Origin of the sequence: Enterobacter sp. RCC_40 (genome assembly GCF_041360735.1) — a bacterium.
Lineage (GTDB): Bacteria > Pseudomonadota > Gammaproteobacteria > Enterobacterales > Enterobacteriaceae > Enterobacter > Enterobacter ludwigii.
Window position 1 is genome coordinate 1149509 of the sequence record NZ_JBFUPR010000001.1, and the last position, 26875, is coordinate 1176383.

General features: G+C 56.1%; 28 protein-coding genes. 14 read left to right on the plus strand and 14 right to left on the minus strand.

Going from position 1 to position 26875, the window contains the following annotated elements; genetic code table 11:
• Positions 1-8 precede the first annotated feature (8 nt).
• Positions 9-1076, plus strand: coding sequence for an oxidoreductase (locus AB6731_RS05325; protein ID WP_371005988.1), 1068 nt, complete (start codon positions 9-11; stop codon positions 1074-1076).
• Between the two features lie 49 nt (positions 1077-1125).
• On the opposite strand, the gene cybB is transcribed toward AB6731_RS05325, so the two are convergent.
• On the minus strand, positions 1126-1656 hold the full coding sequence (gene cybB / locus AB6731_RS05330; RefSeq protein ID WP_025204247.1) for a cytochrome b561: 531 nt from the start codon (positions 1654-1656) through the stop codon (positions 1126-1128).
• A 189-nt stretch (positions 1657-1845) separates the two neighbouring features.
• On the opposite strand from cybB, the gene gap reads away from it, so the two are divergent.
• Positions 1846-2847: a type I glyceraldehyde-3-phosphate dehydrogenase gene (gene gap / locus AB6731_RS05335; protein ID WP_020884211.1), complete on the plus strand. Its 1002-nt coding sequence runs from the start codon at positions 1846-1848 to the stop codon at positions 2845-2847.
• A 48-nt stretch (positions 2848-2895) separates the two neighbouring features.
• On the opposite strand, the gene AB6731_RS05340 is transcribed toward gap, so the two are convergent.
• A complete protein-coding gene (locus AB6731_RS05340) occupies positions 2896-3699 on the minus strand; it encodes a YdcF family protein (protein ID WP_149376562.1) in 804 nt (267 codons plus the stop codon).
• A 202-nt stretch (positions 3700-3901) separates the two neighbouring features.
• On the opposite strand from AB6731_RS05340, the gene AB6731_RS05345 reads away from it, so the two are divergent.
• From AB6731_RS05345 to AB6731_RS05360, 4 genes are all read left to right on the plus strand, one after another.
• Positions 3902-5554 carry an MFS transporter gene (locus AB6731_RS05345; RefSeq protein ID WP_371005989.1) on the plus strand — a complete coding sequence of 551 codons (1653 nt, stop codon included), beginning with the start codon at positions 3902-3904 and terminating at the stop codon, positions 5552-5554.
• A 31-nt stretch (positions 5555-5585) separates the two neighbouring features.
• The gene (locus AB6731_RS05350) at positions 5586-6668 is read left to right on the plus strand and encodes an HlyD family secretion protein (protein ID WP_014169974.1); all 1083 of its coding nucleotides are present in this window, start codon (positions 5586-5588) and stop codon (positions 6666-6668) included.
• Positions 6665-8044: an efflux transporter outer membrane subunit gene (locus AB6731_RS05355; protein WP_138013814.1), complete on the plus strand. Its 1380-nt coding sequence runs from the start codon at positions 6665-6667 to the stop codon at positions 8042-8044. Before AB6731_RS05350 ends, AB6731_RS05355 begins: the two co-directional genes overlap by 4 nt.
• A gap of 88 nt (positions 8045-8132) precedes the next feature.
• Positions 8133-8792 carry an O-methyltransferase gene (locus AB6731_RS05360; RefSeq protein ID WP_371005990.1) on the plus strand — a complete coding sequence of 220 codons (660 nt, stop codon included), beginning with the start codon at positions 8133-8135 and terminating at the stop codon, positions 8790-8792.
• A gap of 43 nt (positions 8793-8835) precedes the next feature.
• Here the strand turns inward: AB6731_RS05360 and hrpA are convergent, their stop codons facing one another.
• Positions 8836-12738: an ATP-dependent RNA helicase HrpA gene (gene hrpA / locus AB6731_RS05365; protein WP_371005991.1), complete on the minus strand. Its 3903-nt coding sequence runs from the start codon at positions 12736-12738 to the stop codon at positions 8836-8838.
• Between the two features lie 205 nt (positions 12739-12943).
• Between hrpA and azoR the strand changes: the two genes are divergently transcribed.
• Together azoR and AB6731_RS05375 are read left to right on the plus strand one after the other, a co-directional pair.
• Positions 12944-13549, plus strand: coding sequence for an FMN-dependent NADH-azoreductase (azoR, locus tag AB6731_RS05370; protein ID WP_025204253.1), 606 nt, complete (start codon positions 12944-12946; stop codon positions 13547-13549).
• Positions 13550-13645: 96 nt separating this feature from the next.
• On the plus strand, positions 13646-14329 hold the full coding sequence (locus AB6731_RS05375; RefSeq protein ID WP_371005992.1) for an RluA family pseudouridine synthase: 684 nt from the start codon (positions 13646-13648) through the stop codon (positions 14327-14329).
• Between the two features lie 7 nt (positions 14330-14336).
• Here the strand turns inward: AB6731_RS05375 and AB6731_RS05380 are convergent, their stop codons facing one another.
• A complete protein-coding gene (locus AB6731_RS05380; RefSeq protein WP_371005993.1) occupies positions 14337-14876 on the minus strand; it encodes a DUF2058 domain-containing protein in 540 nt (179 codons plus the stop codon).
• Positions 14877-15047: 171 nt separating this feature from the next.
• Here AB6731_RS05380 and AB6731_RS05385 point away from each other — a divergent pair, with 171 nt between their 5' ends.
• Positions 15048-16022: a DUF1852 domain-containing protein gene (locus tag AB6731_RS05385; RefSeq protein WP_014169967.1), complete on the plus strand. Its 975-nt coding sequence runs from the start codon at positions 15048-15050 to the stop codon at positions 16020-16022.
• Positions 16023-16048: 26 nt separating this feature from the next.
• On the plus strand, positions 16049-17077 hold the full coding sequence (locus AB6731_RS05390; protein ID WP_025204256.1) for a methionine synthase: 1029 nt from the start codon (positions 16049-16051) through the stop codon (positions 17075-17077).
• A 3-nt stretch (positions 17078-17080) separates the two neighbouring features.
• On the opposite strand, the gene AB6731_RS05395 is transcribed toward AB6731_RS05390, so the two are convergent.
• On the minus strand, positions 17081-18013 hold the full coding sequence (locus AB6731_RS05395) for a LysR family transcriptional regulator (RefSeq protein WP_063156018.1): 933 nt from the start codon (positions 18011-18013) through the stop codon (positions 17081-17083).
• Positions 18014-18112: 99 nt separating this feature from the next.
• On the opposite strand from AB6731_RS05395, the gene AB6731_RS05400 reads away from it, so the two are divergent.
• Both AB6731_RS05400 and AB6731_RS05405 read left to right on the plus strand, forming a co-directional pair.
• Positions 18113-18547: a DMT family transporter gene (locus tag AB6731_RS05400; RefSeq protein ID WP_182268556.1), complete on the plus strand. Its 435-nt coding sequence runs from the start codon at positions 18113-18115 to the stop codon at positions 18545-18547.
• 4 nt (positions 18548-18551) lie between these two features.
• The gene (locus AB6731_RS05405) at positions 18552-19022 is read left to right on the plus strand and encodes a DMT family transporter (RefSeq protein WP_032681070.1); all 471 of its coding nucleotides are present in this window, start codon (positions 18552-18554) and stop codon (positions 19020-19022) included.
• A 2-nt stretch (positions 19023-19024) separates the two neighbouring features.
• Here AB6731_RS05405 and AB6731_RS05410 read toward each other — a convergent pair whose 3' ends face one another.
• Genes AB6731_RS05410 through AB6731_RS05445 form a run of 8 tightly spaced genes read right to left on the minus strand, consistent with a single transcriptional unit; the run spans position 19025 to position 24899 of the window.
• A complete protein-coding gene (locus AB6731_RS05410; RefSeq protein ID WP_032681071.1) occupies positions 19025-19552 on the minus strand; it encodes a DUF3833 domain-containing protein in 528 nt (175 codons plus the stop codon).
• Complete coding sequence (locus AB6731_RS05415; RefSeq protein ID WP_371005994.1) at positions 19549-20073, minus strand: hypothetical protein; 525 nt, start codon at positions 20071-20073, stop codon at positions 19549-19551. Before AB6731_RS05415 ends, AB6731_RS05410 begins: the two co-directional genes overlap by 4 nt.
• Positions 20070-20555: a DUF2878 domain-containing protein gene (locus AB6731_RS05420; protein ID WP_040017417.1), complete on the minus strand. Its 486-nt coding sequence runs from the start codon at positions 20553-20555 to the stop codon at positions 20070-20072. The genes AB6731_RS05415 and AB6731_RS05420 overlap by 4 nt, the downstream gene beginning before the upstream one ends.
• Positions 20552-21772 (minus strand): class I SAM-dependent methyltransferase, encoded by a 1221-nt coding sequence (locus AB6731_RS05425; RefSeq protein WP_371005996.1) that lies wholly within the window; start codon positions 21770-21772, stop codon positions 20552-20554. Before AB6731_RS05425 ends, AB6731_RS05420 begins: the two co-directional genes overlap by 4 nt.
• A complete protein-coding gene (locus tag AB6731_RS05430) occupies positions 21769-22491 on the minus strand; it encodes a DUF1365 domain-containing protein (protein ID WP_163304828.1) in 723 nt (240 codons plus the stop codon). Before AB6731_RS05430 ends, AB6731_RS05425 begins: the two co-directional genes overlap by 4 nt.
• A 1-nt stretch (position 22492) precedes the next feature.
• On the minus strand, positions 22493-23752 hold the full coding sequence (locus tag AB6731_RS05435; RefSeq protein WP_047744607.1) for an NAD(P)/FAD-dependent oxidoreductase: 1260 nt from the start codon (positions 23750-23752) through the stop codon (positions 22493-22495).
• Positions 23749-24468: an SDR family NAD(P)-dependent oxidoreductase gene (locus AB6731_RS05440; protein WP_047744606.1), complete on the minus strand. Its 720-nt coding sequence runs from the start codon at positions 24466-24468 to the stop codon at positions 23749-23751. Before AB6731_RS05440 ends, AB6731_RS05435 begins: the two co-directional genes overlap by 4 nt.
• Positions 24465-24899 (minus strand): nuclear transport factor 2 family protein, encoded by a 435-nt coding sequence (locus AB6731_RS05445; protein WP_014169955.1) that lies wholly within the window; start codon positions 24897-24899, stop codon positions 24465-24467. Before AB6731_RS05445 ends, AB6731_RS05440 begins: the two co-directional genes overlap by 4 nt.
• Positions 24900-25163: 264 nt before the next feature.
• Between AB6731_RS05445 and AB6731_RS05450 the strand changes: the two genes are divergently transcribed.
• Positions 25164-25361, plus strand: a complete 198-nt coding sequence (locus tag AB6731_RS05450) for a hypothetical protein (protein WP_008502331.1) — start codon at positions 25164-25166, stop codon at positions 25359-25361.
• Between the two features lies 1 nt (position 25362).
• Positions 25363-26133, plus strand: coding sequence for a hypothetical protein (locus AB6731_RS05455; RefSeq protein ID WP_047744605.1), 771 nt, complete (start codon positions 25363-25365; stop codon positions 26131-26133).
• Between the two features lie 86 nt (positions 26134-26219).
• On the opposite strand, the gene AB6731_RS05460 is transcribed toward AB6731_RS05455, so the two are convergent.
• Positions 26220-26804, minus strand: coding sequence for a TetR/AcrR family transcriptional regulator (locus AB6731_RS05460; protein WP_138613926.1), 585 nt, complete (start codon positions 26802-26804; stop codon positions 26220-26222).
• Positions 26805-26875: the final 71 nt, after the last annotated feature.

Genomic DNA, 26875 nt, shown 5'->3' on the forward strand with positions numbered 1-26875 from the left:
AGAAGGTCATGAGTAAAGAAAAGACAATCAACATTGCGCTGATCGGGTATGGATTTGTAGGCAAGACCTTCCATGCCCCGCTGATCCAGTCCGTGGACGGCCTTACGCTGGCGGTGGTTTCGTCTCGTGATGAAGAGAAGGTTAAACGCGATCTTCCTGATGTTCAGGTGGTGGCAACCCCGGAAGAGGCAATTCAGCATCCAGATGTCGATCTGGTGGTGATTGCCTCGCCTAACGCCACCCACGCGCCGCTGGCAACGCTTGCCCTGAATTCAGGCAAACATGTGGTCGTGGATAAACCGTTCACGCTAGACATGCAGGAAGCCCGCGACCTGATTGCCCTGGCGCAAGAGAAGCAACGGCTGCTCTCCGTCTTCCATAACCGCCGCTGGGACAGCGACTTCCTCGGCATTAAGCAGGTTATTGAGCAAGGAACCCTTGGCAAGGTCAAACACCTTGAGTCGCACATTGACCGTTTCCGCCCGGAAGTACGCGTGCGCTGGAGAGAGCAAAACGTGCCCGGTAGTGGTCTGTGGTTTGATCTGGGGCCGCACCTGATTGACCAGACGCTGCAGCTCTTTGGACTGCCACAGTCGGTACAGGGCAATATCGCCACGCTGCGTGACGGCGCGGAAATTAACGACTGGGCACACGTGGTCTTAGATTATCCGCAACATAAAGTGATTTTGCACTGCAGCATGCTGGTGGCTGGCGGAACGGCACGTTTTACCGTTCACGGCGATAAAGGCAGCGTGGTGAAAGCCCGAATCGACCAACAGGAAGCGCAGCTGCTGGCGGGCGTGATCCCCGGCAGTGAGGCCTGGGGCGAGGACAGTGACAGCATGGTGTTCTTTGGTGCAAACGGTGAGCCGCAGACCGTTACCACGCCGAAAGGCGATCAGCGTCAGTACTACATCAACGTGCGTGATGCGCTACTCGGAAAAATCACCAATCCGGTTCATCCGGTCGAGGCGCTGGCGGTGATGGCGGTACTGGAAGCGGCCGTGAAATCCTCAGAGACGGGCACCACTCAGGCGCTGGAGTTAACCCCGGAAGAGCGCGCTCAACTGCAATAAAACGCTAAAAAACAGCCCTGCAGACTGCTGCAGGGCTCGTTGTTATGGGTTACTGGCGTTTTTTTGGCATCATGCGCAGGAGGGTGTTGTCTTTCCAGAAATAGTGATGCATCAGCGCCGCCATCGCGTGCAGACCAATCACAACGTACCCCACGTTGGCCAGCGTCTCGTGCCACTCTTTCAGAACGTCGACCAGATCAAAATTCGATTCTGCCGCGTGCGGCATCACCAGACCAAAGGCTAACCAGTCAGTACCGCGGTTATACATCATGACAATACCAATCAGCGGCAACGCGATGAACAGCAGATACACCACCAGATGACCAAGATGGGACAGCCCGGTCACCATCGGTTTTGGCTTTGGTTCAATCGGCGGTGCGCGGAATTTAAGGCGAACCACTAAACGCGTCACCATTAACACCAGTACAGAGATGCCGCACGAAACGTGGATCATGTTGATTACCGGCCGGGCGGTGCGTGGGAAGAAGCCTTTGAACTCCATCGCGCAGTAGGCGACGATGATTAACAAAAACACCAGCCAGTGGATAGCAATTTGCAGGCTTGTATATTTAGTACGCATGAGATTTCCTGATAAATAACCGATATCGCGCCAACATAATCCCCTTTCCTTAAAAATTCATTAATTTTTCTGTATGGTTTTTCAAATACTTCCCCTCGCATGAAGCTTCTTCAATTGCCGCCCTGTCCGTGATGGTCTAAGCCTGGATGAGTTCAAACTGTCGCAAAGACGCGTTCACAGGAGTACACCATGAGTAAAATTGGCATTAACGGATTTGGACGCATAGGACGCCTTGTCCTGCGTCGCCTTCTTGAAACCCAGGACAGCAACACCGTCGTCGCCATCAACGATCTCACCTCTCCCAAAGTACTGGCTTATCTGCTCAGGCATGATTCCAACTACGGTGGCTTCCCGTGGAGCGTAGACTTCACCGAAGACGCCCTGATTGTTGACGGAAAAACTATCGCCGTGTACGCCGAAAAAGAGGCAAAACATATCCCGTGGAAAGCCGCGGGCGTGGATATTGTCGTGGAATGCACCGGCTTCTACACGTCGGCAGAAAAATCACAGGCACACCTTGAGGCTGGTGCCAAAAAAGTGCTGATCTCTGCCCCTGCCGGTGAGATGAAAACCATCGTGTATAACGTGAATGACGATACCATTGACGCCAGTGATACGATTATTTCCGTTGCTTCCTGTACCACCAACTGCCTCGCCCCACTGGCAAAAGCCCTGCACGATGCGTTTGAAATAAAAGTGGGCACCATGACAACCATTCACGCCTATACCGGCACGCAGGCGCTGGTGGATGGCCCGCGCGGGAAAGATCTTCGCGCCTCACGCGCCGCGGCGGAGAATATTATTCCGCACACCACCGGGGCGGCCAAAGCCATCGGTCTGGTGATTCCGGCCCTCAGCGGCAAGCTGAAAGGCCACGCCCAGCGCGTACCGGTGAAAACCGGTTCAGTGACCGAGCTGGTCTCGATTCTGGGTAAAAAGGTCACCGTTGAGGAGATCAACGCCGCGCTGAAAAAAGCGACGCAGGGGAATAAATCTTTTGGTTATACCGATGAAGAGATTGTTTCGTCTGATGTGATTGGCTCTCACTTTGGTTCTGTCTTTGACGCCACACAGACCGAAGTATCAGAGGCTGGCGATCTGCAACTGGTGAAAACCGTCGCCTGGTATGACAACGAATACGGTTTCGTCACCCAGCTGGTGCGCACGCTGGACAAATTCGCCTCGCTGTAATGCCTGTCCCCTCTCCGCGGAGAGGGGAATACCGCAAACGGCCTCTGCTCAGAGAAGCGACCGGTGGTTCAGGGCATCCGTAAGCACAGGATCCTGCTTTAACCGTGCCCACGCTGCAGTCACCTCGTCGGGGAATTCAACGTGTGCAATAAAATCACGCCCGGCCGGGCCATAGCCGTTCATGTCATCACAGAGTCGCGGAAGCTCGCCTAAAATGAGCGAGAGATAACGCTCTACCGGCCAGAGGCCAGCGCTCTCCCCGCTGAACACCAGCCCGTTTTCGCCATTTTTCAGCACCGGTGTATAGCCCGGGTGGCTGACCCACTGCGGCGAAGCAGACTCGTCACGGCACACGCGGGCAAAGGTTGCCATCGTGCGGCGCTGCATGGTCGGATCCTGCACGACCAGCACGCGCCCGGACGTCTGTTGATGCTGTTTGAGCATGTTCCAGCTAAAACGCGCGTTTTCTCCGCAGTTGGTTGATTGATCGTCAACCCACACGCGCGCATCAGGGATCTGCCAGAACTGGCGGGCAATATCGGCCAGAATACGTGCTTCCGCTCGCCCCGTTACCGGGACAGTGTGATAACGCGGATGCTGAGCGATGGCCGCATACAAAAACGCGGTCGAATGGCCAATCCCTCCGCTAATCAGTAACGGAACGTCGTGTTCAGCGGCAAGACGGCAGGCAGCGTCGATGGTCGGCATCACCGCGTTTCCGGCCAGAATAACCCTGTCAACCGCCGCCACGTCGCGGGTATCGCCCAAATCATCCTGTGCCAGCCACTGGCCGACCGTGTTGATTGCCGCCAGGGTTGACTCCGGCAGAAGGGGAAAATGCGTCTGAACCATGGTGATGTCCTCAGTTGTTCTGGTTCAGATTAACGACTTCAGATCGACAAAACAACGGCCTCCCGGGCCGCTCTTTTTCCTTAACCTGTTCTTCAACATTTGATTAACCTGCGAAAATCATATTCACTTGAATTATCATTTGCGGCAAACGTAGAATCGTTAGCCCACTCATTATTCAATTTTTTCTAAGGTAAAAGACGTTATGCGCCTGCCCGAACGCGACCCTTATGCTCCTCGCGAGTGGCAGCCTCATGAGAAACCCGCCCTGTTGGGTTCGCCCTCCACGCCAGAACACAGCACGCCAAAACGGATTGCCTACGGGGTTGTCGGTCTGCTGGTGTGCCTGACGGGGGCGCTGGGTAATGCGGTGGTCACCGCCAATCTGCAAAATCTGCAGGGAACCTTCGGGGCCTGGTCGACAGAAATCGCCTGGCTCCCGGCGGTGTATGTAATGACCAACATCTCCATCAACCTGCTGCTGGTGAAATTCCGCCAGCAGTATGGTTTGCGTGCCTTCACGGAAGGTTTTCTGGTGCTGTATGTGCTGGTCACCTTTTTCCACCTGTTTGTAAACGATCTCAGCTCCGCGCTGATGGTGCGTGCCGCACACGGGATGGTGGCCGCCGCGCTCAGCTCCCTCGGTATTTACTACCAGATACAGGCCTGGCCCGCGAAACACCGTCTGAAGGCGCTGACCATCGGGATTACCGGGTCATCGCTCGCCATCCCCCTCGCCCGCCTCTTTTCGACCGAGCTGCTGCAGCTTGACGAGTGGCGCGGGCTTTACTTCTTTGAGCTCGGTCTGGCGCTCATTTCACTGGCCTGCGTGATAGCGTTGAAATTGCCTCCTGGCGACCGGCGCAAGGTCTTCGAGAAAAAAGACTTCATCACCTTCTTTTTACTGGCCCCGGGGATGGCGTTGCTCTGCGCGGTACTCTCCTTAGGCCGTCTTTACTGGTGGTTTGAAGCGCCGTGGATCGGCTGGTCGCTGGCATTAGCGCTGATATTAATCGTGTCTGCGATCGTGTTTGAACATAACCGTTCTAACCCGTTGCTGAATACCCGCTGGTTGTCGAGCGGCAGCATCGTGCGTCTCGGGCTCATTATGCTGCTGATCCGCATCGTGCTGGCGGAGCAAAACACCGGCGTTATCGGCTGGCTGCAGTATGTCGGCTTGCAGAATGAGCAGATGACCCACCTGGCGTGGTCTATTTTTGCCGGTATTGTCTGCGGGATTGTGACCAGCTGTTTGACCATCAAGCCCACAAAACTGGCGTGGCCGATCATTACCTCGCTGGCGCTCATGATTGTTGCCTCCCTGCTGGACAGCCAGTCGAACAACCTGACCCGCCCGGACCAGCTGATGCTCAGCCAGTTCCTGCTGGGCTTCGGCAGCGCCTTCTTCCTCGCCCCCGCCATGCTGGCCGCCATTGGCGGGGTTATCGCCGATCCGCGCAACCTGGTGAGCTTCTCGGTGATGTTTGGCATGAGCCAGAACCTCGGCGGCCTGCTCGGCTCTGCCATCCTGGGGACCTTCCAGACCTGGCGCGAGAAATACCACTCCAGCATGCTGGCCGATCAGCTCACAACCCTGAACCCGCTGGTGAATGACCGTATTCAGGCTTACACCGGGCTGTACCGGAGCCTGATTGGCGACAGCTCGCTGCTGGGCACCCAGGCCATCACCCAGCTGCAAACGGTTTCAACGCTTGAGGCAAATATTCTGGCTTATAACGATACTTATTTACTGACGGCGAGCATTGCCGCCGCCACCCTGGTCTGGATTTTATGGCGCTTGCTGCGCCTGCGCCTGACTGCCCGTATGGCCCTGAAGAAGGCAACAGGCAACAAGTAATGAATATGAAGATGATTTCTCTGGAGATGTTATGAGTCAGCAGGATGCCGCTAAAGAGCAGGCCAACACCCGTAAAAATGTCCGTATCGTTTCGGTTTTCACCGCGGCAGCAATCGGTATTGTCGGCGTACTGGTGATCCTCTACGCCTGGCAGCTACCCCCGTTCACCCGCCACTCGCAGTTTACTGATAATGCCTACGTGCGCGGACAGACGACCTTTATCAGCCCGCAGGTTAACGGCTATATCACTGAGGTGAAGGTGCAGGATTTCGACCGGGTTAAAAAGGGCGAGCTGCTGCTGCAGATTGATGACCGTATCTACCGCCAGCGGGTGCATCAGGCCGAAGCGCAGCTGGCGATGAAGATTGCCGCCCTGAACAACAACCTGCAACAGCGCAAAAGCGCCGAAGCGGTGATCGCCAAAAACGAAGCGGCTCTGAAAAATGCCCGCGCCCAGAGTCTGAAATCCCAGGCAGATTTGAAGCGCGTAAAGGACCTGACGGCGGATGGTTCACTGTCTATCCGTGAGCGCGACGCCGCGCTGGCAAGCGCAGCCCAGGGCAGCGCCGACATTGACCAGGCGAAAGCCACGCTGGAAATGTCGCGCCAGGATCTGCAAACGGTGATCGTCAATCGCGGCGCGCTGGAGGCGGATGTGGAAAACGCCAAAGCGGCGCTGGAGCTGGCGCAAATTGACCTGCAAAACACGCGCATTGTGGCGCCTCGCGACGGCCAGCTTGGTCAGATCGCCGTTCGTCTGGGCGCTTACGTTACCGCCGGAACCCACCTCACCACCCTCGTGCCGCCTCAGCACTGGGTGATCGCCAATATTAAAGAGACGCAGCTGGCGGAGCTTCGGGTGGGTCAGCCGGTGAAATTCACCGTCGATGCATTAAATGATAAGGCCTATCAGGGCCGCGTGGAGAGCATCTCTCCGGCAACCGGCGTTGAGTTCAGCGCCATCACGCCGGATAACGCCACGGGTAACTTTGTCAAAATTGCCCAGCGTATTCCGGTGCGAATTGAAGTATTGGGTGACCAGGAAGCCTATCAGCTTCTGCGTCCGGGCATGTCGGTGCAGGTGACCATTGATACGCGGGAGGCGAAGCAATGACCCTTCGCCCGATAGCCGTTCTGATGATCATGACCGTGCTGGCCGGTTGCCAGTCGGTCGACGTGAAACCGGCGCAGCCGTCGCTGCACATCCCCACACAATGGCGAGCAACAGCAGGCCCGGCAAGCCCTGCAGAACAGCTCTGGTGGCGTAATTTCCACGACAATAATCTGAACCGCTATGTGGACCTGGCGCTTAAGAACAACAGCGACGTGCTGATTGCCCGCGAACGGATTAACGAGTATCAGGCGCGGGTCTACGCGGCCGACGGCAGCCTGTTTCCGTCGCTGGATGCTGGCGTCACGGGCACCCGCGCGCGGACACAATCTGCTGCCACCGGTCTGCCGATCTACAGCAGCCTGTATAAAGGCAGCCTCACCGCCAGCTATGATGTCGATATCTGGGGCGTAAACCGCAGCACCGCGAATGCGGCTGAAGCCTCGCTGGACGCGCAGAAAGCCGCGGCGGCGGCAGCAGATCTTACCGTGGCGTCCTCGGTCGCCTCCGGCTATATCACCCTGCTGTCCCTCGATGAACAGCTTCGCGTCACCCGCTCCACGCTGAAGTCCCGGGAAGAGGCATTCACTCTCGCTAAACGCCAGTTTGAAACGGGCTACAGTTCACGCCTGGAACTGATGCAGTCCGACTCCGAACTGCGCTCCACGCGGGCGCAGGTTCCCCTGCTGCAGCATCAGATTGCACAGCAGGAGAACGCCCTGAGCCTGCTGCTGGGGAGCAACCCGGGCGAGGTCGCGCGCAGTGAAAGCTTCGCGGCCCTGACGCCCCTGACATTGCCCTCGCAACTGCCCTCCTCGCTGCTTAATCGCCGTCCGGATATTGTGCAGGCTGAAAAGCAACTGGTTGCGGCTGATGCCTCGCTGGCTGCCTCACGCGCCAGCCTGCTGCCGTCGATCAACCTGACTGCAACCGGATCGATACAGGATCGCACGCTTTCCGGCTTACTCGACAACCCGCTGCAGCTCTGGAGCGTCGGCGGCAGCATTCTTGCTCCGCTGCTCAACCGCCAGGCGCTGAACGCACAGGTGGATATTTCGCAGTCCCAGCGCAACCAGGCGCTTTACAGTTATGAAAAAACCGTCCGTAACGCCTTTGCCGAGGTCAATAACAGTCTTGATGCCATCACGCGCTATCAGGAACAACTGACGGAGCTGCTTGCCCAACAAGATGTGGCGCAAGAGACGCTGCGCATAGCGCAAAACCGCTATCGCAACGGCTATTCGTCGTACCTGGATGTGCTGGATGCCCAGCGCACGCTGTTCTCGGTACAAACCAGCGTCGTGCAGGTCAAAAATAACCTGCTGCTGGCGCAGGTTGATTTGTACAGAGCACTGGGCGGAGGCTGGAGCAACGCGTGACCTGATACCCCACAGGCCCTCTCCGGCATGGAGGGGGCGAAAACCGGATCGCAGCGCAACCCGGTGTTTGCCACTCAGGAGTCAATCTATGCAACAACAGTGGTCTGCAGTCGATAATTACATGATCTCTTCACTCATTCCCGAGGATGATACCCTCCAGCGGGTGCTGGAAAACAACCAGCGTGCCGGTTTACCCGAACACGATGTCGCGCCAAATCAAGGGCAGCTGCTGGCGCTTTTTGTCCGCATGACGCAGGCACGGCGGATCCTTGAAATCGGCACGCTGGGCGCCTACAGCACTATCTGGATGGCGCGTGCGCTGCCACCTGACGGGAAGTTGATCACCCTCGAAGCGGACCCCATCCATGCCCGTGTTGCACTTCAGAATATCCAGCTGGCGGGGCTCAGCGATCGGATTGAGCTCATTGAAGGCCCGGCGCTGCACTCTCTTGAACACGTCGGTGATGTTCCACCGTTCGACCTGATCTTTATCGATGCCGATAAACCAAACAATCCGGGGTATCTGGAGTGGGCATTGTACTACTCGCGCCCGGGAACGCTGATCGTCGGGGATAATGTGGTTCGGGACGGCGAAGTGATTAACGCGCAAAGCGACGATGCCCGCGTACAGGGCGTCAGACGATTTATTGAGATGATCGGGGATAACCCGCGCCTGACGGCGACCGCGCTACAAACGGTGGGCAGTAAAGGATGGGATGGCTTTACCCTGGCCGTGGTGAATCGCTAAACGCAGATGCCCTCTCTCACAGAGAGAGGGCGAACACCCGACGTTACGCCGAAATCTGCTCCATTGCCTGCAAAATACGTTTATCCGAAATGGGATACGGCGTACCGAGCTGCTGGGCAAAGAAGCTGACGCGCAGCTCTTCGATCATCCAGCGGATCGCCTGCACGTCTTCATCGTCACGGCGCGCCGGCGGCAATTTGTTGAGCCACTGCTGCCATGCCTTCTGCACGCTTTCCACTTTCAGCATCTGCGCGCGGTCACGATGCGGATCGATAGCCATTTTCTCCAGACGTTTTTCGATCGCCTGCAGATAACGCAACGTATCGCCAAGGCGCTTGAAGCCGTTGCCGGTAACGAATCCACGGTACACTAACCCGGCCATCTGCGCTTTCACGTCCGACAGCCCCAGCGCCATGGTCATATCCACGCGCCCTTTCAGGCGTTTGTTGATATTGAACACGGTGGTGAGGATCTGCTCGACCTGTTTCGCAATGTCGACCACGGTGTCGTTCAGTTCTGCCCTGACTTTCTCATGCAGTACCGCAAACTCCGCTTCTGACCAGACCGGACCGCCCGCCTCGTGGATAAGCTTGTCTACGCCACAGGAGATGCAGTCGTCAATCAGATCCAGCACTTTACCGTACGGGTTAAAGTAGAGGCCAAGCTTGGCTTTGTTCGGTAACTTCTCGTGCAGATATTTAATCGGTGACGGAATATTAAGCAGCAGCAAACGACGCAGACCACGCCACATCATCTGCTGTTGTTCCTGTGGATTATCAAAGAGTTTGATGGCCACGCTGTCACGCTCATCCACCAGTGCAGGCCAGGCCTTCACCCGGTAGTTGCCGCGTTTTTGCTCATAGCTTTCCGGAAGCTCTCCAAAGCTCCAGATGTGCAATCCGCTCTGCTCGATACCATCATCAGCCACCGCAGAAAGCGTCTCCTGGACTTTACCTTTCAGCGCCTCTTTCAGTTCGGTCAGCGATCGGCCTTCCTGCAGCTTTTTGTTTTTGTCGTCCACCACGCGGAAGCTGATTTTCAGGTGATCGGGCACCTGATCCCAGTGCCAGTCGTCGCGGTCGACGGTTACGCCCGTCATGCGCCTGAGCTCACGCTCCAGCGAATCCAGCAGCGGCGACTCCAGCGGCGTTACGCGGCCTAAAAACGCGTCGGCATAGTTTGGCGCAGGCACAAAGTTACGACGCACCGGTTTTGGCAGCGATTTGATCAGCGCAATCACCAGCTCGCGACGCAGCCCCGGAATTTGCCACTCGAATCCGCTCTCTTCGACCTGGTTTAACAGCGGCAGCGGAATGTGTACGGTGACGCCATCCGCATCCGCGCCCGGCTCAAACTGATAGGTCAGACGCAGCTTGAGAGAGCCCTGATGCCAGAAGTTCGGGTAATCGAGTTTGCTGACCGACTCCGCTCCCTCTTTGATCAACATGCTCTTTTCAAAGTTGAGCAGGTCCGGGGTCTCTTTGCTGGCCTTCTTCCACCAGCTGTCGAAGTGGCGGGCAGAAATCACATCGTGGCTGATACGCTGGTCGTAAAACTCAAACAGCGCCTCGTCGTCGACCAGAATGTCGCGGCGACGGGATTTATGCTCAAGCTCTTCCACTTCGGCACGCAGTTTAAGGTTTTCACGGAAAAACGCATGACGCGTCTGCCAGTCGCCCTCCACCAGCGCGTGACGAATAAACAACTCGCGGCACAACGCGGGATCTATCTGGCTGTAGTTAACCTTGCGCGCGCCAACCACCGGCAGACCGTAAACGGTCACTTTTTCGGTCGCCATCACCGCGCCCTGCGCGCGCTCCCAGTGCGGTTCACTGTATGAGCGCTTCAGCAGGTGCTGGGCAACAGGTTCAACCCATTCGGGATCAATGCGCGCCGCAATGCGGCCCCACAGGCGGCTGGTTTCCACCAGTTCGGCCACCATGGTCCATTTAGGCGGTTTCTTGAATAAACCGGACCCCGGGAAGATGGAGAAACGGGCGTTACGCGCCCCGGTATACTCCTGCTTGTCGGCATCCTTCATCCCGATATGGGAGAGCAGACCGGTCAGCAACGCAATGTGAATTTCGCGGTACTCCGCCGGTTCACTGTTAACCGGAATGCCCAGCTCTTTCACCACCTGACGCAGCTGCGTGTAGATATCCTGCCACTCGCGCACGCGCAGATAATTGAGGAAATCGACGCGGCACTGGCGGCGGAACTGGTTCGACGACAGCGCTTTCTGCTGCTCGCCGAGGTAGTTCCACAGGTTCACAAAGGCGAGGAAGTCGGACTCTTTATCGTGGAACCGACGGTGTTTTTCATCAGACGCCTGCTGCTTGTCCATCGGACGCTCGCGCGGATCCTGAATCGAGAGCGCGGAGGTAATGATCATCGCTTCACGCACACAGCCGTGTTTCTGTGCTTCCAGCACCATGCGCGCCAGACGCGGGTCAACCGGCAGCTGGCTGAGCTGACGACCCAGCGGCGTCAGTTTGTAGGCGCTAGCCTGCTCGTCGGTGGTGATGGCACCCAGCTCTTCCAGCAGGCGCACGCCGTCCTGAATGTTGCGCTTGTCCGGCGCTTCGACAAACGGGAACGCGGCGATGTCGCCAAGCCCTAGCGCAGTCATCTGCAGGATGACCGACGCCAGGTTGGTGCGCAGAATTTCCGGGTCAGTAAACTCCGGTCGCGACAGGAAATCGTCCTCGGAATAGAGGCGAATACAGATCCCTTCCGACACACGGCCGCAGCGGCCTTTACGCTGATTAGCGGAAGCCTGAGAAACCGGCTCAATTGGCAGGCGCTGCACTTTGGTGCGATAGCTGTAGCGGCTGATACGCGCCGTACCCGGGTCAATCACATATTTGATGCCCGGCACGGTAAGCGAGGTTTCCGCCACGTTGGTGGCGAGCACAATACGACGTCCGCTGTGCGACTGGAACACGCGGTTTTGTTCGCTGTTTGACAGGCGCGCATACAGCGGCAGAATTTCGGTATGGCGAAGATCGCGCTTGCTGAGGGCGTCAGCGGTATCGCGAATTTCCCGTTCGCCGCTCAGGAAAATCAGAATGTCGCCCGCGCTTTCATTTCCCAGCTCGTCGACGGCATCAAAGATGGCCTGCAGCTGGTCGCGCTCGGTATCGTCCGCGTCTTCCACTATCGGGCGATAGCGCACCTCCACCGGATACGTTCGGCCAGAGACCTCGATAATCGGCGCATTGTTGAAATGCTTTGAGAAACGCTCCGGATCGATGGTGGCGGAAGTGATGATAATTTTCAGGTCCGGGCGACGCGGTAACAGTTCTTTCAGATACCCGAGCAGGAAGTCGATATTCAGGCTGCGTTCGTGCGCTTCATCGATAATGATCGTGTCGTACTGCATCAGCAGACGATCCTGCTGGATTTCCGCCAGCAGAATACCGTCAGTCATCAGTTTGACCATGGTGTTATCGCTAACGTGGTCGCTGAATCGCACCTTATACCCAATGCAGCCACCGGGCTGCGTTTGCAGCTCTTCGGCAATACGGTTCGCCACGGTACGCGCCGCCAGACGACGCGGCTGGGTGTGACCAATCAGCCCTTTCACCCCACGCCCCAGCTCCATACAAATTTTCGGCAGCTGAGTGGTTTTCCCTGAACCGGTTTCCCCTGCGACAATCACCACCTGGTGGTCGCGCACGGCGTCAAGAATGTCCTGTTTTTTCTGACTGACCGGCAGGTTTTCCGGGTAGGTAATCTCCGGACGTGCGGCTTCGCGCAGCACGACTTTCCCTGCCGCCTGTTCAATCTCTTTCGCCATCTCCTGATAAATGGCCTGTTGTGCATCAGGATTTTTAACCTTCTTCACCCCGTGCAGACGGCGGGCAAACCGCTGTTTATCACGCAGCATCAGTGAATCAAGCTGTTGCAGGAGCATCGGGAAGGTTAATTTTTGTTGTTCTGTCATAGCGTTAACGGGCAGTGCACTGCCGGGTAAAATCTCTTTTTAATGATTGCTATAGAGTATCACATTGGCGCTTTGAGTGCCTTATTCAAAAAATTCGAACATAGACTTCGATATATTGCGCTATCCCTGCGACAGGATTGTGAATAGAGTGTCAACAAGCAACGGGGCAACCCCCTTCAATCAAATGCAAAAACAGGAATCACCCATGAGCAAAGTATTAGTATTGAAATCCAGTATTCTGGCAGGGTACTCACAGTCTGGTCAGCTCTCTGACTACTTCGTTGAACAGTGGCGTGAACAGCATTCTGCTGATGAAATCACCGTGCGTGACCTGGCTGCAAACCCGATTCCTGTGCTGGATGGCGAACTGGTTGGCGCGCTGCGTCCAGGCGACGCTCCCCTGACGCCACGTCAGCAGGAAGCCCTGGCCCTCTCTGACGAGCTGATTGCTGAACTGCAGGCGCACGACGTTATCGTGATCAACGCGCCAATGTACAACTTCAACATCCCTACTCAGCTGAAGAACTACTTCGACCTGGTGGCTCGTGCCGGCGTAACCTTCCGTTACACTGAAAACGGCCCTGAAGGTCTGGTGAAAGGTAAGCGTGCGATTGTACTGACCAGCCGTGGTGGTATTCACAAAGACACCCCAACTGACCTGGTTGCACCGTACCTGACTCTGTTCCTGGGCTTCATCGGTATCACCGACGTGAATTTCGTGTTTGCTGAAGGTATTGCCTACGGCCCGGAAGTTGCGACCAAAGCGCAGACCGACGCGAAAGCCGCTATCGACAGCCTCGTAGCCGCTTAGTCATCCCCCTCTCACCGCCTGGTGGGAGGGTTTCTTTCTGTCCCCACCGCTAAAAATTCGCTATTATCCGCACCTACTCTTCTGTCGGGCCGTCTGATGTCTGCGATTATAGATTCTTTTATTGCCCCACCGTGTCACGACGAGATCGAGATCCTCTGGCAGGACGAACATCTGGTCCTGATTAATAAGCCTTCCGGTCTGCTCAGCCTTTCAGGCAAAAATCCGCAAAACCGCGATTCCGTGCATTATCGACTGGTACAGACGTTTCCCGGCTGCACGCTGGTGCATCGTCTGGATTTCGGTACATCCGGGCTGATGGTCATTGCGCGCAATAAAGCGATTAACGCCGCTCTCTGTCACCAGTTCAGCCAGCGCGCCGTGCGAAAGGTATACAGCGCCCTGCTTTGCGGGCATGTGGAACACGACGAGGGCGTGATTGATGCCCCGATTGCTAAAGATCCGGCACTGTTCCCGCTGATGTCGATTTGTGCGATTACCGGCAAGCCCGCACGCTCACGCTATCAGGTGATGGACCGGTTTTATGATGCGGCACTGCCGTTGACGCGGGTCAGACTGACCCCGGAGACCGGGCGAACCCACCAGCTGCGTATTCACTGCCAGCAGTTGGGCTACCCTATTTTAGGCTGCGATCTGTATGGTGGTCTTGCACTGTCGGGCACCGAACCGATACCGCGGCTGATGCTGCACGCCAGCGAGCTGGATTTTGTGCATCCGGTGAGCGCAGAGGCAATTAACGCCCGTCACGCCGCACCGTTTTAAGCGCTGCTTACCACATCAAATCGTCAGGAATTTTGAAATCTGCATACGGATCGTCTTCATCCTGCTCTTCCTGACTCAGGGCACTGTTTAACACGATACTCTCGGCATCGCGCTGGGCGATTTTATCGGCCACCACTGCCGGGATAATCGCATAGTCGCAGTCGCCATTGGCATTAATCACCAGACGCGCAATCGACAGGCGGCCATTGATCAGCTGGGCCTGCGTCTGCTTGTCGACCTCGATTTTTTTGATGAGATTGCCGTCGGTAAAGTTAAAGGCGATGGTGCCTCTGGTCACGGTGATGCGGTTCATTTCGATCAGCTGCTTGACCTGCGCTTTAAACTCTTTCGCCAGCGTCGCCTGCTTCTGCTGCTCGCTCAGCTGCTTGTCTCGCTCGAGCTGCGCTTTTTTATTCTCTTCTACTGCTTCCCTTGCTTCACGGGCCTGAACGCGCGATTTCTTGGCCGTGCGCTGAACTTTAGCCATCTTTTTACTGCTGACTAAGCCTGCTTTCAGCATCTGCTCTTGTAGGGTGAGTTTTGTCATGATCGTTTCTAAACCGTATTGAAATTTTGGGGATTATACCTGGAAAGGCGCTGTTCATGAAGATAGCTCATGTTGCAGTGAAATTAAGTCACTTCCCCTCCGCCACGGGCTCAGGCATAAATTATGCATTGGTAACTTCTTAGCAACAAGAACTTAGGATGTATAACGACGATGAGTAATGCTTTTACATTTAGCCTTAAGCGTAGTTGCTTTGATGAAAATTATAACCCTTCAGAAAATACGCGTACCACCACCAACTTCGCCAACCTGGCCCGTGGCGAAAAACGCCAGCAAAACCTGCGTAATACGCTGGTGATGATGAATAACCGTTTTAACGCGTTAGCGCGCTGGGATAACCCAAAAGCCGATCGCTATGCGCTCGAACTGGACATTATTTCTGTGGATTTGCATATCGGCGCTGAGAAGCCCTTCCCGGCTATCGAAATATTGCAGACAACGATCGTTGATAAAAAGACCCATGAGCGCATCGACGGTATCGTTGGAAATAATTTCTCGTCCTATGTCCGCGATTATGATTTCAGCGTCTTGCTGCCGGAGCACAATAAAAATCAGTCCCGCTTCGCGATCCCGGATAATTTTGGTGAGCTGCACGGCACTATTTTCCGGCATTTCGTTAACTCACCTGAATACAAAGAGAACTTCAAAAAGGCACCGGTGATCTGCCTGAGCGTCTCCAGCAAAGACACCTACCGCCGCACGGGCAACCAGCACCCAGTGCTGGGCATCGAGTATCGTCCGGACGGTACATCCTTAACCGAGCAGTACTTCGGGAAAATGGGTCTGCAGGTTCGTTACTTTATGCCTGAGAATAGCGCAGCACCGTTTGCGTTTTATTTCACCGGCGATTTATTACGGGATTACACCAACCTGGAGTTGATTAGCACCATCAGCACCATGGAGACTTTCCAGAAAATTTATCGTCCTGAAATTTACAATGCGAACTCAACCGCCGGAGAATGCTACCAGCCCGATCTGAATCATGAGGATCATTCATTAACAAAAATTGTTTATGACCGCGAAGAACGCAGCCGGCTGGCAATTGAACAGGGCAAATTTACGGAAGCGTATTTCATCAAGCCCTATAAACCTCTTCTTGAGCAGTGGTCAGGTCACAACACGCTTTAATTAATCGATAATAAAGGTCTTCTACTATGAAAACATTGCTCCCGACTTCAACGGCTGGCAGTTTGCCTAAGCCAACCTGGCTTGCGCAACCCGAAACGCTCTGGTCGCCATGGAAATTGCAGGATCAGGAATTACTTGCCGGTAAACAGGATGCGCTGCGTTTATCTCTGGATGAGCAGATCCGTGCGGGCATTGATATTGTCAGCGACGGGGAACAGACTCGTCAGCACTTCGTCACCACCTTTATTGAACACCTCAGCGGCGTTGATTTTGAGAACCGCCAGACCGTGCGAATTCGTAACCGCTATGACGCAAGCGTGCCGACCGTGGTGGATGCCGTCGCGCGTCAAAAACCGGTGTTCGTTGATGATGCAAAGTATTTACGCCAGCTCACGGATAAACCGATCAAGTGGGCTCTGCCCGGCCCGATGACCATGATCGACACCCTCTATGACGCTCACTATAAAAGCCGTGAAAAGCTGGCCTGGGAATTTGCCAAAATTCTCAACCAGGAAGCGAGGGAGTTAGAAGCGGCAGGCGTTGATATCATCCAGTTTGATGAACCGGCCTTTAACGTGTTTTTTGATGAGGTGAACGACTGGGGAATTGCCGCGCTGGAACGCGCCATCGAAGGTCTGCGCTGCCAGACCGCGGTCCATATCTGCTACGGGTATGGCATCAAAGCCAATACCGACTGGAAAAAAACGCTCGGTTCAGAATGGCGGCAGTATGAAGAAGCCTTCCCTAAACTGCAGACGTCCAATATCGACATCATCTCGCTGGAGTGCCACAACTCCCGCGTACCGATGGACCTGCTGGAACTGATCCGCGGAAAAAAGGTGATGGTGGGTGCCATTGACGTGGCGACCAATACCATTGAGACGCCAGAGGAAGTGGCCGATACGCTGCGTAAAGCGCTGCAGTTTGTCGATGCCGACAAGCTGTGGCCATCAACAAACTGCGGGATGGCCCCGCTCTCACGTCAGGTAGCCAACGGAAAGCTCAACGCCCTGAGCGCCGGCGCCGACATTATCCGTAAAGAACTCGGCGCGTAATCGCTACGTCTGCCAGTAAGGCGGGGTGCCGAAAAGCGCCACGTAATGATCAATCACCGCCCTGACGTTCAGGGGCGGATGACGGGCGTGAGGATAGATCGCCGCAATGTTCAGCGGCTCGGTATTTATGGCGCACTCCCGTTCCGCGAGGAGTGCGACCAGTTCCCCCTTCTGCAGTCTGTCGCCAATCAACCAGTCCGGAAACAGCACGATCCCCATCCCGCCCAGCGCGGCAATGAGCAGCGACTCCGCATTATTGGAGGTCATCAGCGGCACCACGGGGTAATGCACCCAGGCTTCCCCCTGACCTCGCACCAGCCAGCGATTGGGACCTGACGACCCGCGGTAGACCAGGCACTGGTGACGACTGAGGTCATCCGGCCCGTCTGGCACACCGTGTTTTCGCAAATAGTCCGGCGACGCGGCCAGATGGTAACGCTGCTGGCCAAAAACCCGCGCGTGAAAGGTTGAATCCGTCAGCATCCCGATGCGAAAGATAACGTCGGCGGCATCTTTATGCGGGTCGATAAAGTCATCGGTCAGCGTCAGTTCTATATTCAGCCGGGGATACCGCGCCGCCAGTGCAGGCAGGCCAGGGGCAACGTGTCGCTGCCCAAAGTACACCGGGCCATTAATGCGCAGCGTGCCGGAAGGCTCCGTCGAACGCTCATCCAGCTCCCGACGCGCCTCCTCCAGGCTTTCCACCATCGCTCTGGCGTAGCGGATAAAAAGGTGGCCGCTTTCCGTTGGGATCACCGCCCGGGTATTACGATAGAAAAGCTGCTGGCCGAGCGCATCCTCAAGCTGATGGATAACGCGTGAAACCTGCGAGGCAGACATCCCCTCCCGCCGGGCGACCACAGAAAAGTTTTGCGCTTCGTAAACCGCAATAAAAACCCGCAGCGAGCGGATGTTCATATTTCCGGCATCAACCATTAGTGCATTTCCTGCAAAGGTGTTTCCTGCATTATGGCATTTTTCTCATCGATGTTCAGGGCTAGTCTGTTTCGCCTTCAGAACGTAGAGATAATGAATATGCAATGGATGTTAATTTTACTGGTTATTCTCGGCGGCATGGGCCTCTCCATAGAGGCTGGCTTGCTGGGGCCACTGGGTGGGGAAGTCGGCGATTTATGGGCCACGTTCAGTATTTTCGGTACAGGTGCCGCGCTGACGTTTCTGCTGATGCTGTTTTTCAGCCCGCGTAACAGCCCGTCGTTTTTCGCGCAGCCCGCATGGCAACTGCTCGGCGGCGTACTCGGGCCCGTTTACGTCGTCATTTTGACCCTCGCCACGCCGGCCATCGGCATTGCCCTGACGATGATTGGCATTCTGGCAGGTCAGGTCTTTAAGAGTCTTATCATTGACCACTATGGGTTGCTGGGCACCACGCCCAGAAAGATTAACGGTAAACGCATCATCGCGCTGCTTTTCATCATTGCCGCGCTGGTTCTGGTTGCACAGGGGTAACAAAATGACACTGATTATGATTATGTTGGCAGTGTGTGGCGGTGCGACGCTGAGCATCCAGGCCGCCATCAACGGACAGCTGGGAAGCAGCGTGGGCGTCTTTAAAAGCGCGTTTCTGACGTTTTCCGTTGGTGCGCTGGTCACCGCCCTGCTGATCTTCTTCTTTGAACCCAAACAGGCCGTTACCCTGATGGACGTGCCCAAATGGCAGCTGCTCGGTGCCCTGTTCGGCGTGCCCTACATTGTGATAATGGTACTGGCGGTACAACGTATCGGTACCGCCGTTGCCACGGTCGCGGTGATCTTCGGCCAGCTCACCATGAGCATGTTGATTGACAGCTTTGGCTGGCTGGGTAACGCCGTCATTCCGTTTTCGCTAAGCCGTCTCGGGGCCATCGTCTGCCTGGCCATTGCGCTGATCTTCATCTACCTTAGCAGCAAAACCCCCGCCGAACCGGCGCCCGGGAGCGAGTAACGTCACGCCTTGCGGGTAAAGAACAGCGTCACCGTGGCGACGGTGACGCCCAGTTTCTTCAGCTCTGTTTTATTGAACAGATGGGTTTCATCCTGCAGGTACATCCAGTCGTCAAAGTGCAGCAGCCAGGTGCTGCCATTGGCTTTCACCTGCATGCTGTAATGCCAGTTGAAGGCGTTTCCCGCCGCCTGCCCGGTGGCCACCCCTTCGATATCCCCTGCCGTGCCTTCGTAGCGATCGCCCCCCATCCGTCGGATATGCCATACCCGCTGCTGCTTTTCGCCGTCGTCATAGACGAAATGTTCATTGAGCGTCAGCGTATCGCCGATAACGTCCCCGGCAATCTCAACGTGAAACCGGCGCAACTGTTTCCCGCTGCGATCCTGCACCATGCCCCACGCTTCGGTTTTCCCCTGAAAATAGCGGAAGATATCCAGCTTCGGCTGCTGCTGACGGTATTCCGTCACCTCTGTACTGCAGCCGGCCAGCAGCATCGTTACCGCCAGCGCGATGACCAGAATACGTTTCATTGTTGCCCTCCTGTCAGCTGCTGACGCAGCGCGGGATATTGCGTGCGGGGACTGAGCCAGATTGCCAGAAAGCGCGTGCTGAACGCGGCGGACTGACGTGGTCCCAGTGGAATAAAGTTTTTCTGCGCCGCCGAAGCGCGGTACCAGAACTGCCCCTGCCTGTCGGTGACCACAAACGCCAGCTGGCTGCCCGGCCCAACATCGGGCCAGAGCGACTGGAGCATACGCAGCCAGGCTTCGCTTTGGGGCTCCTGCTCGAGGATCCCCTGCGCCTGCCACTGATCGCGCGTTGCCTCAACCAGGTCTTCACGGTCGATTTCACGCGCGTAAGTGATGATCAACGCCCGATCCCCGTTCTCCCCGCTGTAACGCCCCTCCGGCGTGCGAAGCTGTGAGGTATAGACGGTGAACGGCCCCCAGGTCAGCGTGGCGTCACCGACCTTGCGCCAGGTCAGCCAGTCGGCAGCCTGAGCCATGGGGGACAGGATTATCAGTAAGAGAAGCAGTGCCGCAGCTCTCATTTTTGTCTCCCCACCAGCAGATGGAAAAACAGCATCAATACCAGCCAGCCCGGTGCCATCCAGCTGATGACAATAAAGGTCGGCTCCAGAAAAGTAATGGCGCCAAGCCGTTCGCCAATCAGATAGGCGACAGGCCCGCCCACGGTTGCCAGCAGGGTCAGCAGCCAGCCGGGTAATGTTGTTGTGCGCGTCAGCTGAGTCCAGACAGTGGCGAACATCAGCCACAGTGCCACCATCCACAGCGGCATCAGTGACTCACCCGTAAACGCAATCAGGCCCGTCAACGCCCAGAGCGCATCCAGCAGGCTCCCTGCCGCGGCCAGCGCAATGGCGTAAAGTCGGTACGCGGACGGCAACAGCAGGCAGGCCACAACCGCCAGCACGATCCAGATAATCAGGCCCTGCTCGCGAAAGAGCACCACCAGCGCCCAGTAAAAATCGAACGCGATAGCCAGCAGAAAGACCTGCAAATAATGTTTCATACGCGCTCGGCGGTCAGCTGCACCACGCTGATGGTGCGGGCGTTAAACCCGGCTTCGCAGTAGCCGAGGTAGTACAGCCACATCCGACGAAACCGCTCATCGAACCCGAGCTTTTCAATCTCCTGCCATGCATGCACGAAGCGCTGGCGCCAGAGAGCCAGCGTGCGGGCATAGTCGGGCCCCATATCAAAGAGATTGCGCATCACGAAATCGGTGTGGCGCGTCATAAGCTCATTCATGGCGGTGATGCTTGGTAAAAAACCGCCGGGGAAAATGTAGCGCTGGATAAAGTCGACGCTTTTGCTGTAGTCGCGATAGCGCTGGTCCTGAATGGTGATGGCCTGTATTGCCATACGACCTCCCGGTCGCAGCCTGGCCTGACAGGTGCGGAAGAAGGTTGGCAGATAGCGCTGCCCCACGGCCTCAATCATCTCTATCGAGACCAGCTTGTCGTACTCTCCGGTGAGATCGCGGTAATCGCACAGCAGTACCTCAACGCGATCCTGCAACCCGGCGCGGGCAATCCGTTCTTTCGCCCAGAGATACTGCTCCTGCGACAGCGTCGTGGTGGTCACCCGACAGCCATAATGACGGGCGGCATATTCCGCCATCGCGCCCCAGCCGGTACCAATTTCCAGCAGGTGATCATTGGCGTTCAGCGCCAGCTGATCGCACAGGCGAGCCATTTTGGCCTGTTGAGCCGCCGTGAGATCCTGCTCATCTGCGGTGAACAGCGCACTGGAGTAAAGCAACTCGTTGTCCAGAAAATGGGCATAGAAGGTGTTACCCAGATCGTAATGCGCGGCAATATTTTCGCGGGCCTGGGCGCGTGAGTTTCGCCGCGTCCAGTGGCGAAGCCGTTCAAGCGGCCTGCTGAACAGACGAAATCCCTTTTCCAGCCGGCCAAGCACCTGCCCGTTAAGCGCCAGGATCTCAAGCAATGGCGTGAGCTGTGTGGTTTCCCATTCGCCATCCATCCAGGCCTCAGCGGCGGCAAGGCTGCCCCCCGTTAAGACACGCCAGTACACGCCCGGGCTCAGGATCTGAACGTCAGCATGCAGCGCAGCGGATGTCTCGCCGAAATGGAACGTCTGCGCACCCTCACACAGGGTCAGCGAGCCGCCGCGGATACCGCTTAACAGACGAAACAGCAGCCAGCGCGCGATGCGGACGTTGCGCGGGATATCGGGTTCAAGCGCAAAGACGGGATCGGTCATGAGCGTTCACTCCTGCTGACGGGATGGTTATACAGCGGCACGCGCTTGAGCCACAGCCGCAGCGCCTGCCAGTAAATAGCGAAAACGGTTTTGAGGGTCATCAGTGGAATGCGCAGCAGCAGCGACCGCAGTGCTGCCCGGGTAAGCGGCTCCCGGCGTAGCGCCAGCGTGGCGTCAAACACCTTCGTTTCCTGATGGTTTTCGATGTGCATATGCAACGAGTCGTCAGGCGGGTTAAAGCGCCAGTGGTAAACCATGTCCATCGGGTTAAAAGGGGAAACATGAAACGCTTTTTCTGTGGGACGCGCATCCTGCCCATTCACCGCGTAGTAATGACGCTCATTCCATGGGGTATTGCGAACTTCCGCCAGCACCCAGCGCAGCGTCTCCGCCCGGTCATAGCAGTAGTAAAAGTTGACCGGATTAAAATGGAATCCGAAGTAGCGCAGCTGCGTCAGGAGCATAACCCGCCCCTGCGGCCGTTCTCCGGTCAGGCTTTCAAGCCTGGTGAGGACGTTCTCTTTAAGCGGCGTGCCCAGCGGATAATCCGCATCATGGAACGAAGCAGCGGCAACACGATTGCGACGGACCCCGACCGCGGGCAACGTCTCCAGCTCATCGAGATCGAGCCAGGCCATAAAGACGCTGTAGCGGAACTGGTGCGCTTTCGGCCGGAAGCGACGATGGCGTAAGACACCGTGATAGAGGCAGCTGTTCATTTCAGTTCCCCTCCCCGGCGGCTATCGCATTCACCACGTCCAGCGCACTGCGCACGCCATCTTCATGAAAGCCGTTGTACCAGTAAGCGCCGCAGAACCAGCTACGCTGGTGGCCGTTAATCTCACCGCGACGCGCCTGTGCACGCCAGCTTTTGGGGTTAAACAGCGGGTGTTCATAGACAAAGCGTTTCAGAACGAAGCGTTCATCCACGGGGATGTCCGGATTAAGGGTGACGCAGAACAGCGGGCTACCCGCAGGCAACCCCTGCAAAATATTCATGTTGTAGGTGACGCAGGCGCTGGCCTGATCCTGCTGGCTCAGACGGTAGTTCCAGCTCGCCCAGGCACGCTGACGTACCGGTAGCCAGCGCGGATCGCTGTGAAGCACCACCTCATTACGCTGCCAGCCGATATCGCCCAGCACGTCCTGCTCAGCCGCGCTCGGCGCGTCAAGCATCGCCAGCGCCTGCCCGGAGTGACAGGCAAAAATCACCTGATCAACGCTGTGGCTCGCGTTGTCGAGCTGGATCGTTACCCCATTCTGCTGACGAATCACCCGCTGCACCGGGGCGTTGAGGTGCAGCGTCAGGCGGTCACCGAGTTTATCCATCATGGCGCGGATGTATTCCCGCGAACCTCCGGGCACGACGTACCACTGCGGACGATGCGTCACATCCAGCAGGCCGTGATTGTCAAAGAAACGCAAAAAGAGCGGCAACGGAAAACGTTTCATCTCCTGCAACGACGATGACCAGATGGCCGCCCCCATCGGCAGAATGTAGTGACGTGCGAAAAACGGCGTAAAGCGGTGCCTGTCCAGAAACGTCTGCAGCGTCGCGTGCGGGTCTGGCTCGCTCTCCAGCGCCTGTTTCGCCAGGCGATTAAAGCGGACAATCTCTCCGAGCAGCCGCCAGAACGACGGGTTCACCAGGTTTCGACGCTGAGCAAATAACGAGGTCAGGGTGTGTCCGTTGTACTCCAGCCCGGTTTGCGGGTTATGCACCGAAAAGCTCATCTGCGTCTTTTGGCCACTGATACCCAGCTCGCTCAGCAGGCCCATAAATCGTGGGTAGGTACGGTCGTTGTAGACGATAAAACCGGTATCGATGGCGAAAGTGCCCTGTGGCGTCGGCACGTCAACCGTCGCGGTATGCCCGCCGGGAGTGGCCCCCGCTTCGAACAGCGTCACCTCATGATGACCGGCAAGACGCCAGGCACAGGTCAACCCGGCGATGCCGCTGCCGATAATGGCAATCTTCATGAACGCACCATCCTGCGCAGCAGTGTGCGCTGAAGAAACGCGGGAAGCCCTGAGAGCAACCGCAAGATAAGGCCAAACCCCACCGGAAACGCAATTTGCATTTTCCCTTTCGCCAGCCCGGTCCGAATGGCCTGCACGGCCTCCTCAACGCTCACCCTGCCCGGCATGGCAAAGTCATTTTTTCGCGTCAGCGGCGTATCAACGAAGCCCGGGAATACCACCGTCACGGCGATCCCTTTCGGCTCCCAGTCGAGCCGCAGACTGTCGGCAAACCAGCTCAACGCCGCTTTGGACGCGCCGTAAGCCTCTGCGCGCGGGAACGTCAGCCAGTGCGCCATGGAGCTGACCAGCACCACGCGATTGCCTGAAACCAGCTGCGGCTGTAACGCGGCCAGACAGTTCACCGGCCCGAGGAAATTGGTGGTCATCACCCGCTCTACCAGCGCTGCATCCACCACGCCCTGCTCAAGGTATTCGCAGGTACCGGCGCAGAGAATAACCAGGTCGGCATAGCAGCCCGTCAGCGCCTGGCGACAGGCGTCCCTGTCTGTCATATCGAACAGGCGAACCGTGATGGTGGGGCTGTGCTGATGCAGGGCGTCCAGACGCGCCGGATCGCGCCCGCAGGCGATAACCGTGTGGCCGTCAGCAGCGAAGGATTTCGCCAGCCCGGCGCCGATGCCCGAGCTTGCTCCGGTAATCAGAACCGTGCTCATGCGTTCACCCTCCGCTTCACGCCGCGCACTGCCCAACCGAGCAGCGGAAGGTGTTCGTAGATCATCTCTCCGGCGTCGTAATAGTCACGCTGGCGAGTAATCAACCCATGTTCGGTCTCCACCACCGAACATCCCGGCAGGTCGAGCGGCTCGCCTCCGGCAATGCGCGGATGCGACCAGTGCATTATCCACGTGACAACGAAACGGCGGTCACCGAACAGCGGAGGATCAATGGTAAAACGGCAATTTTCTACATTGGCCAGCAAATGGGTGAAATAGCGCTGGAGCGCGAAAATCCCGTCATGCTCGCCGAACGGATCGATAAGCGTGGCATCCGAATGATAAAGCCCGACCAGCGCTGAGGGCGGCTGGCTATCCAGTGCGGTGTAGTACTCAACAAACCGACTCACGACAGAGGGCAAAGTGCTCATGGGTCACATCCTGGCGGTAAACAACGTGGCGTAATCGCATAATTAAAACTTACACAATTAACGTTATTTGTCCAAGTTTGTGTGCAACTATTTTTTATTTATATTATTTTTCAAAAAGTTACACCTGTGTTGCCGATGCTTTTTTTCAGAACATTTTCTAACGCACCTGTTTCCCGTTTTGCTTTTCAGTTTTACCTTAAGGCGCATTTCCCCTTCTTCTTCCAGACTTATCCTTTTTAATCATAAGGATGAGGAAACCCCGCGATGAAACGTTTCTTTCTGTCACTTTTCTCCAGTCCGGAATCATTGCTCCAGGTGATGAGCCAGCAGGAAATTATCGAAGCCGTGGAGGATGGCGATCGCATCATCATCGACCAGGACGGGAACGCCTCGGTGAACTACAAGAGCAACGAGGTGCGACAGGATTTCCTGCGTCATGTTAACGCGCTGAAGAGGGCCTGATATGGGAACGGCTATCTTTATGGTGCTGATGGTCTGTGGGTACTGGTACACCAGCCGTGACCTGTCGACCCGTTTTAAAATCAAGCGATCTTTCGGCTGGGATGTCTATTTTCTCGTTGCCCTGTATGGCTGTATCTTCGTTCTGCAAGGGGTGATCGCCACGGGGCTGCTCTGGCTGTTGCTCTATGCACTTTCTGCCGCCGATAACACCTTCCACTTCACGGCGCAAACCTATGCCGACTGGCAAATAGATTTTATGAACTGGAGCTTTTTAGGTATTCAGGCGCCGGTCGTCGTCATGCTGGCCTTCGCCATTCTGTTTTGTCTTTATCGTTCTAACTGGGCAGGCAGCGCCAGGCTGGACGGTGAAGGCAGGAAGAAGCTCTACAAACGTCTCGCGCAGTCGAGCGGTATCGAACAACTGCTGTATCAGTGTATGGAGCAAGGGGAGCTGGCGCAGGTGACGCTGCGCTCGAGACGGATTTATGTCGGCATGATCCACACCGCAACGCTTGAGTATGAAAAAACCGCCAATATCGTGCTGATCCCCATGCTAAGCGGCTATCGTGATGAAAAGACAATGCGGATTTGCATCGAAAATAATTACAGCAAATGGTATGCCCGCCACGACATTACTCTGGATTCAGAACCCGGAAGTGCGATGGACTTCAGAAAGGTGATCATGCTGAATCAGATCGAGAGTATTTCCCTGTTTGATCCGGCCAGTGCCAGCTCGCTGGCGATGGCGGAACGGGCAGAAGATGATGACTAAAGGCAGGAGCCTGGCATTCACTGCCAGGCTCAGCGCCAGCCCTTCCATGCTAAGCGTATTTCGTCGACGACCGATCGTGCCCCGGTTCAGGCGGCGTTTTCTGTTAGCCGTTCTACTCCCTTTTTCAATGAGCTTATGACCTCATCCGCTGCGATCCCCATTTGCGCATGAATAATCGCACCGTCGATCAGCATCATGATTTCATTAACGGTTTTCTCATCGGTTATGCCGGTCAGGGACGCTATTTTTGCCTTTGTTTCGGTTTTATGATTGCGGCAAATATCTTTTATTTCGCGTTCATTTTCTTCAGATTTTGCTTCTGCGCTGGCATTAATAAAGGCGCACCCATGGAATAACGGCGAAATAAACCATTCATATAGCGTGTCAGATAATGCATTGGCCGGGGTTTTGCCCGCAGCAAGATGTCGACGCAGCGTGCTTTCAAACCAGTCAATCCATATTTCGTGTCGATAGTGGAGATAGGCAACAATCAGTAAACTTTTCCCAGGAAAATGGCGATAAAACGTCACTTTAGTGACTCTAGCCTGCTTGATAATGGTATCCACGCCCGTTGCTTTAAATCCGCTGGAATAAAACAGATCGTGCGCGGTAAGCAATATTTTTTCCCTCACACTGATTATTTTATCGTTATTCAAGTTGACTGTATTCACAGATCGACGGCCTCAATTGACAGGTTGACAGCGTTAATTTTCAGGCCTAGATTAACACCAGTAGACAGACC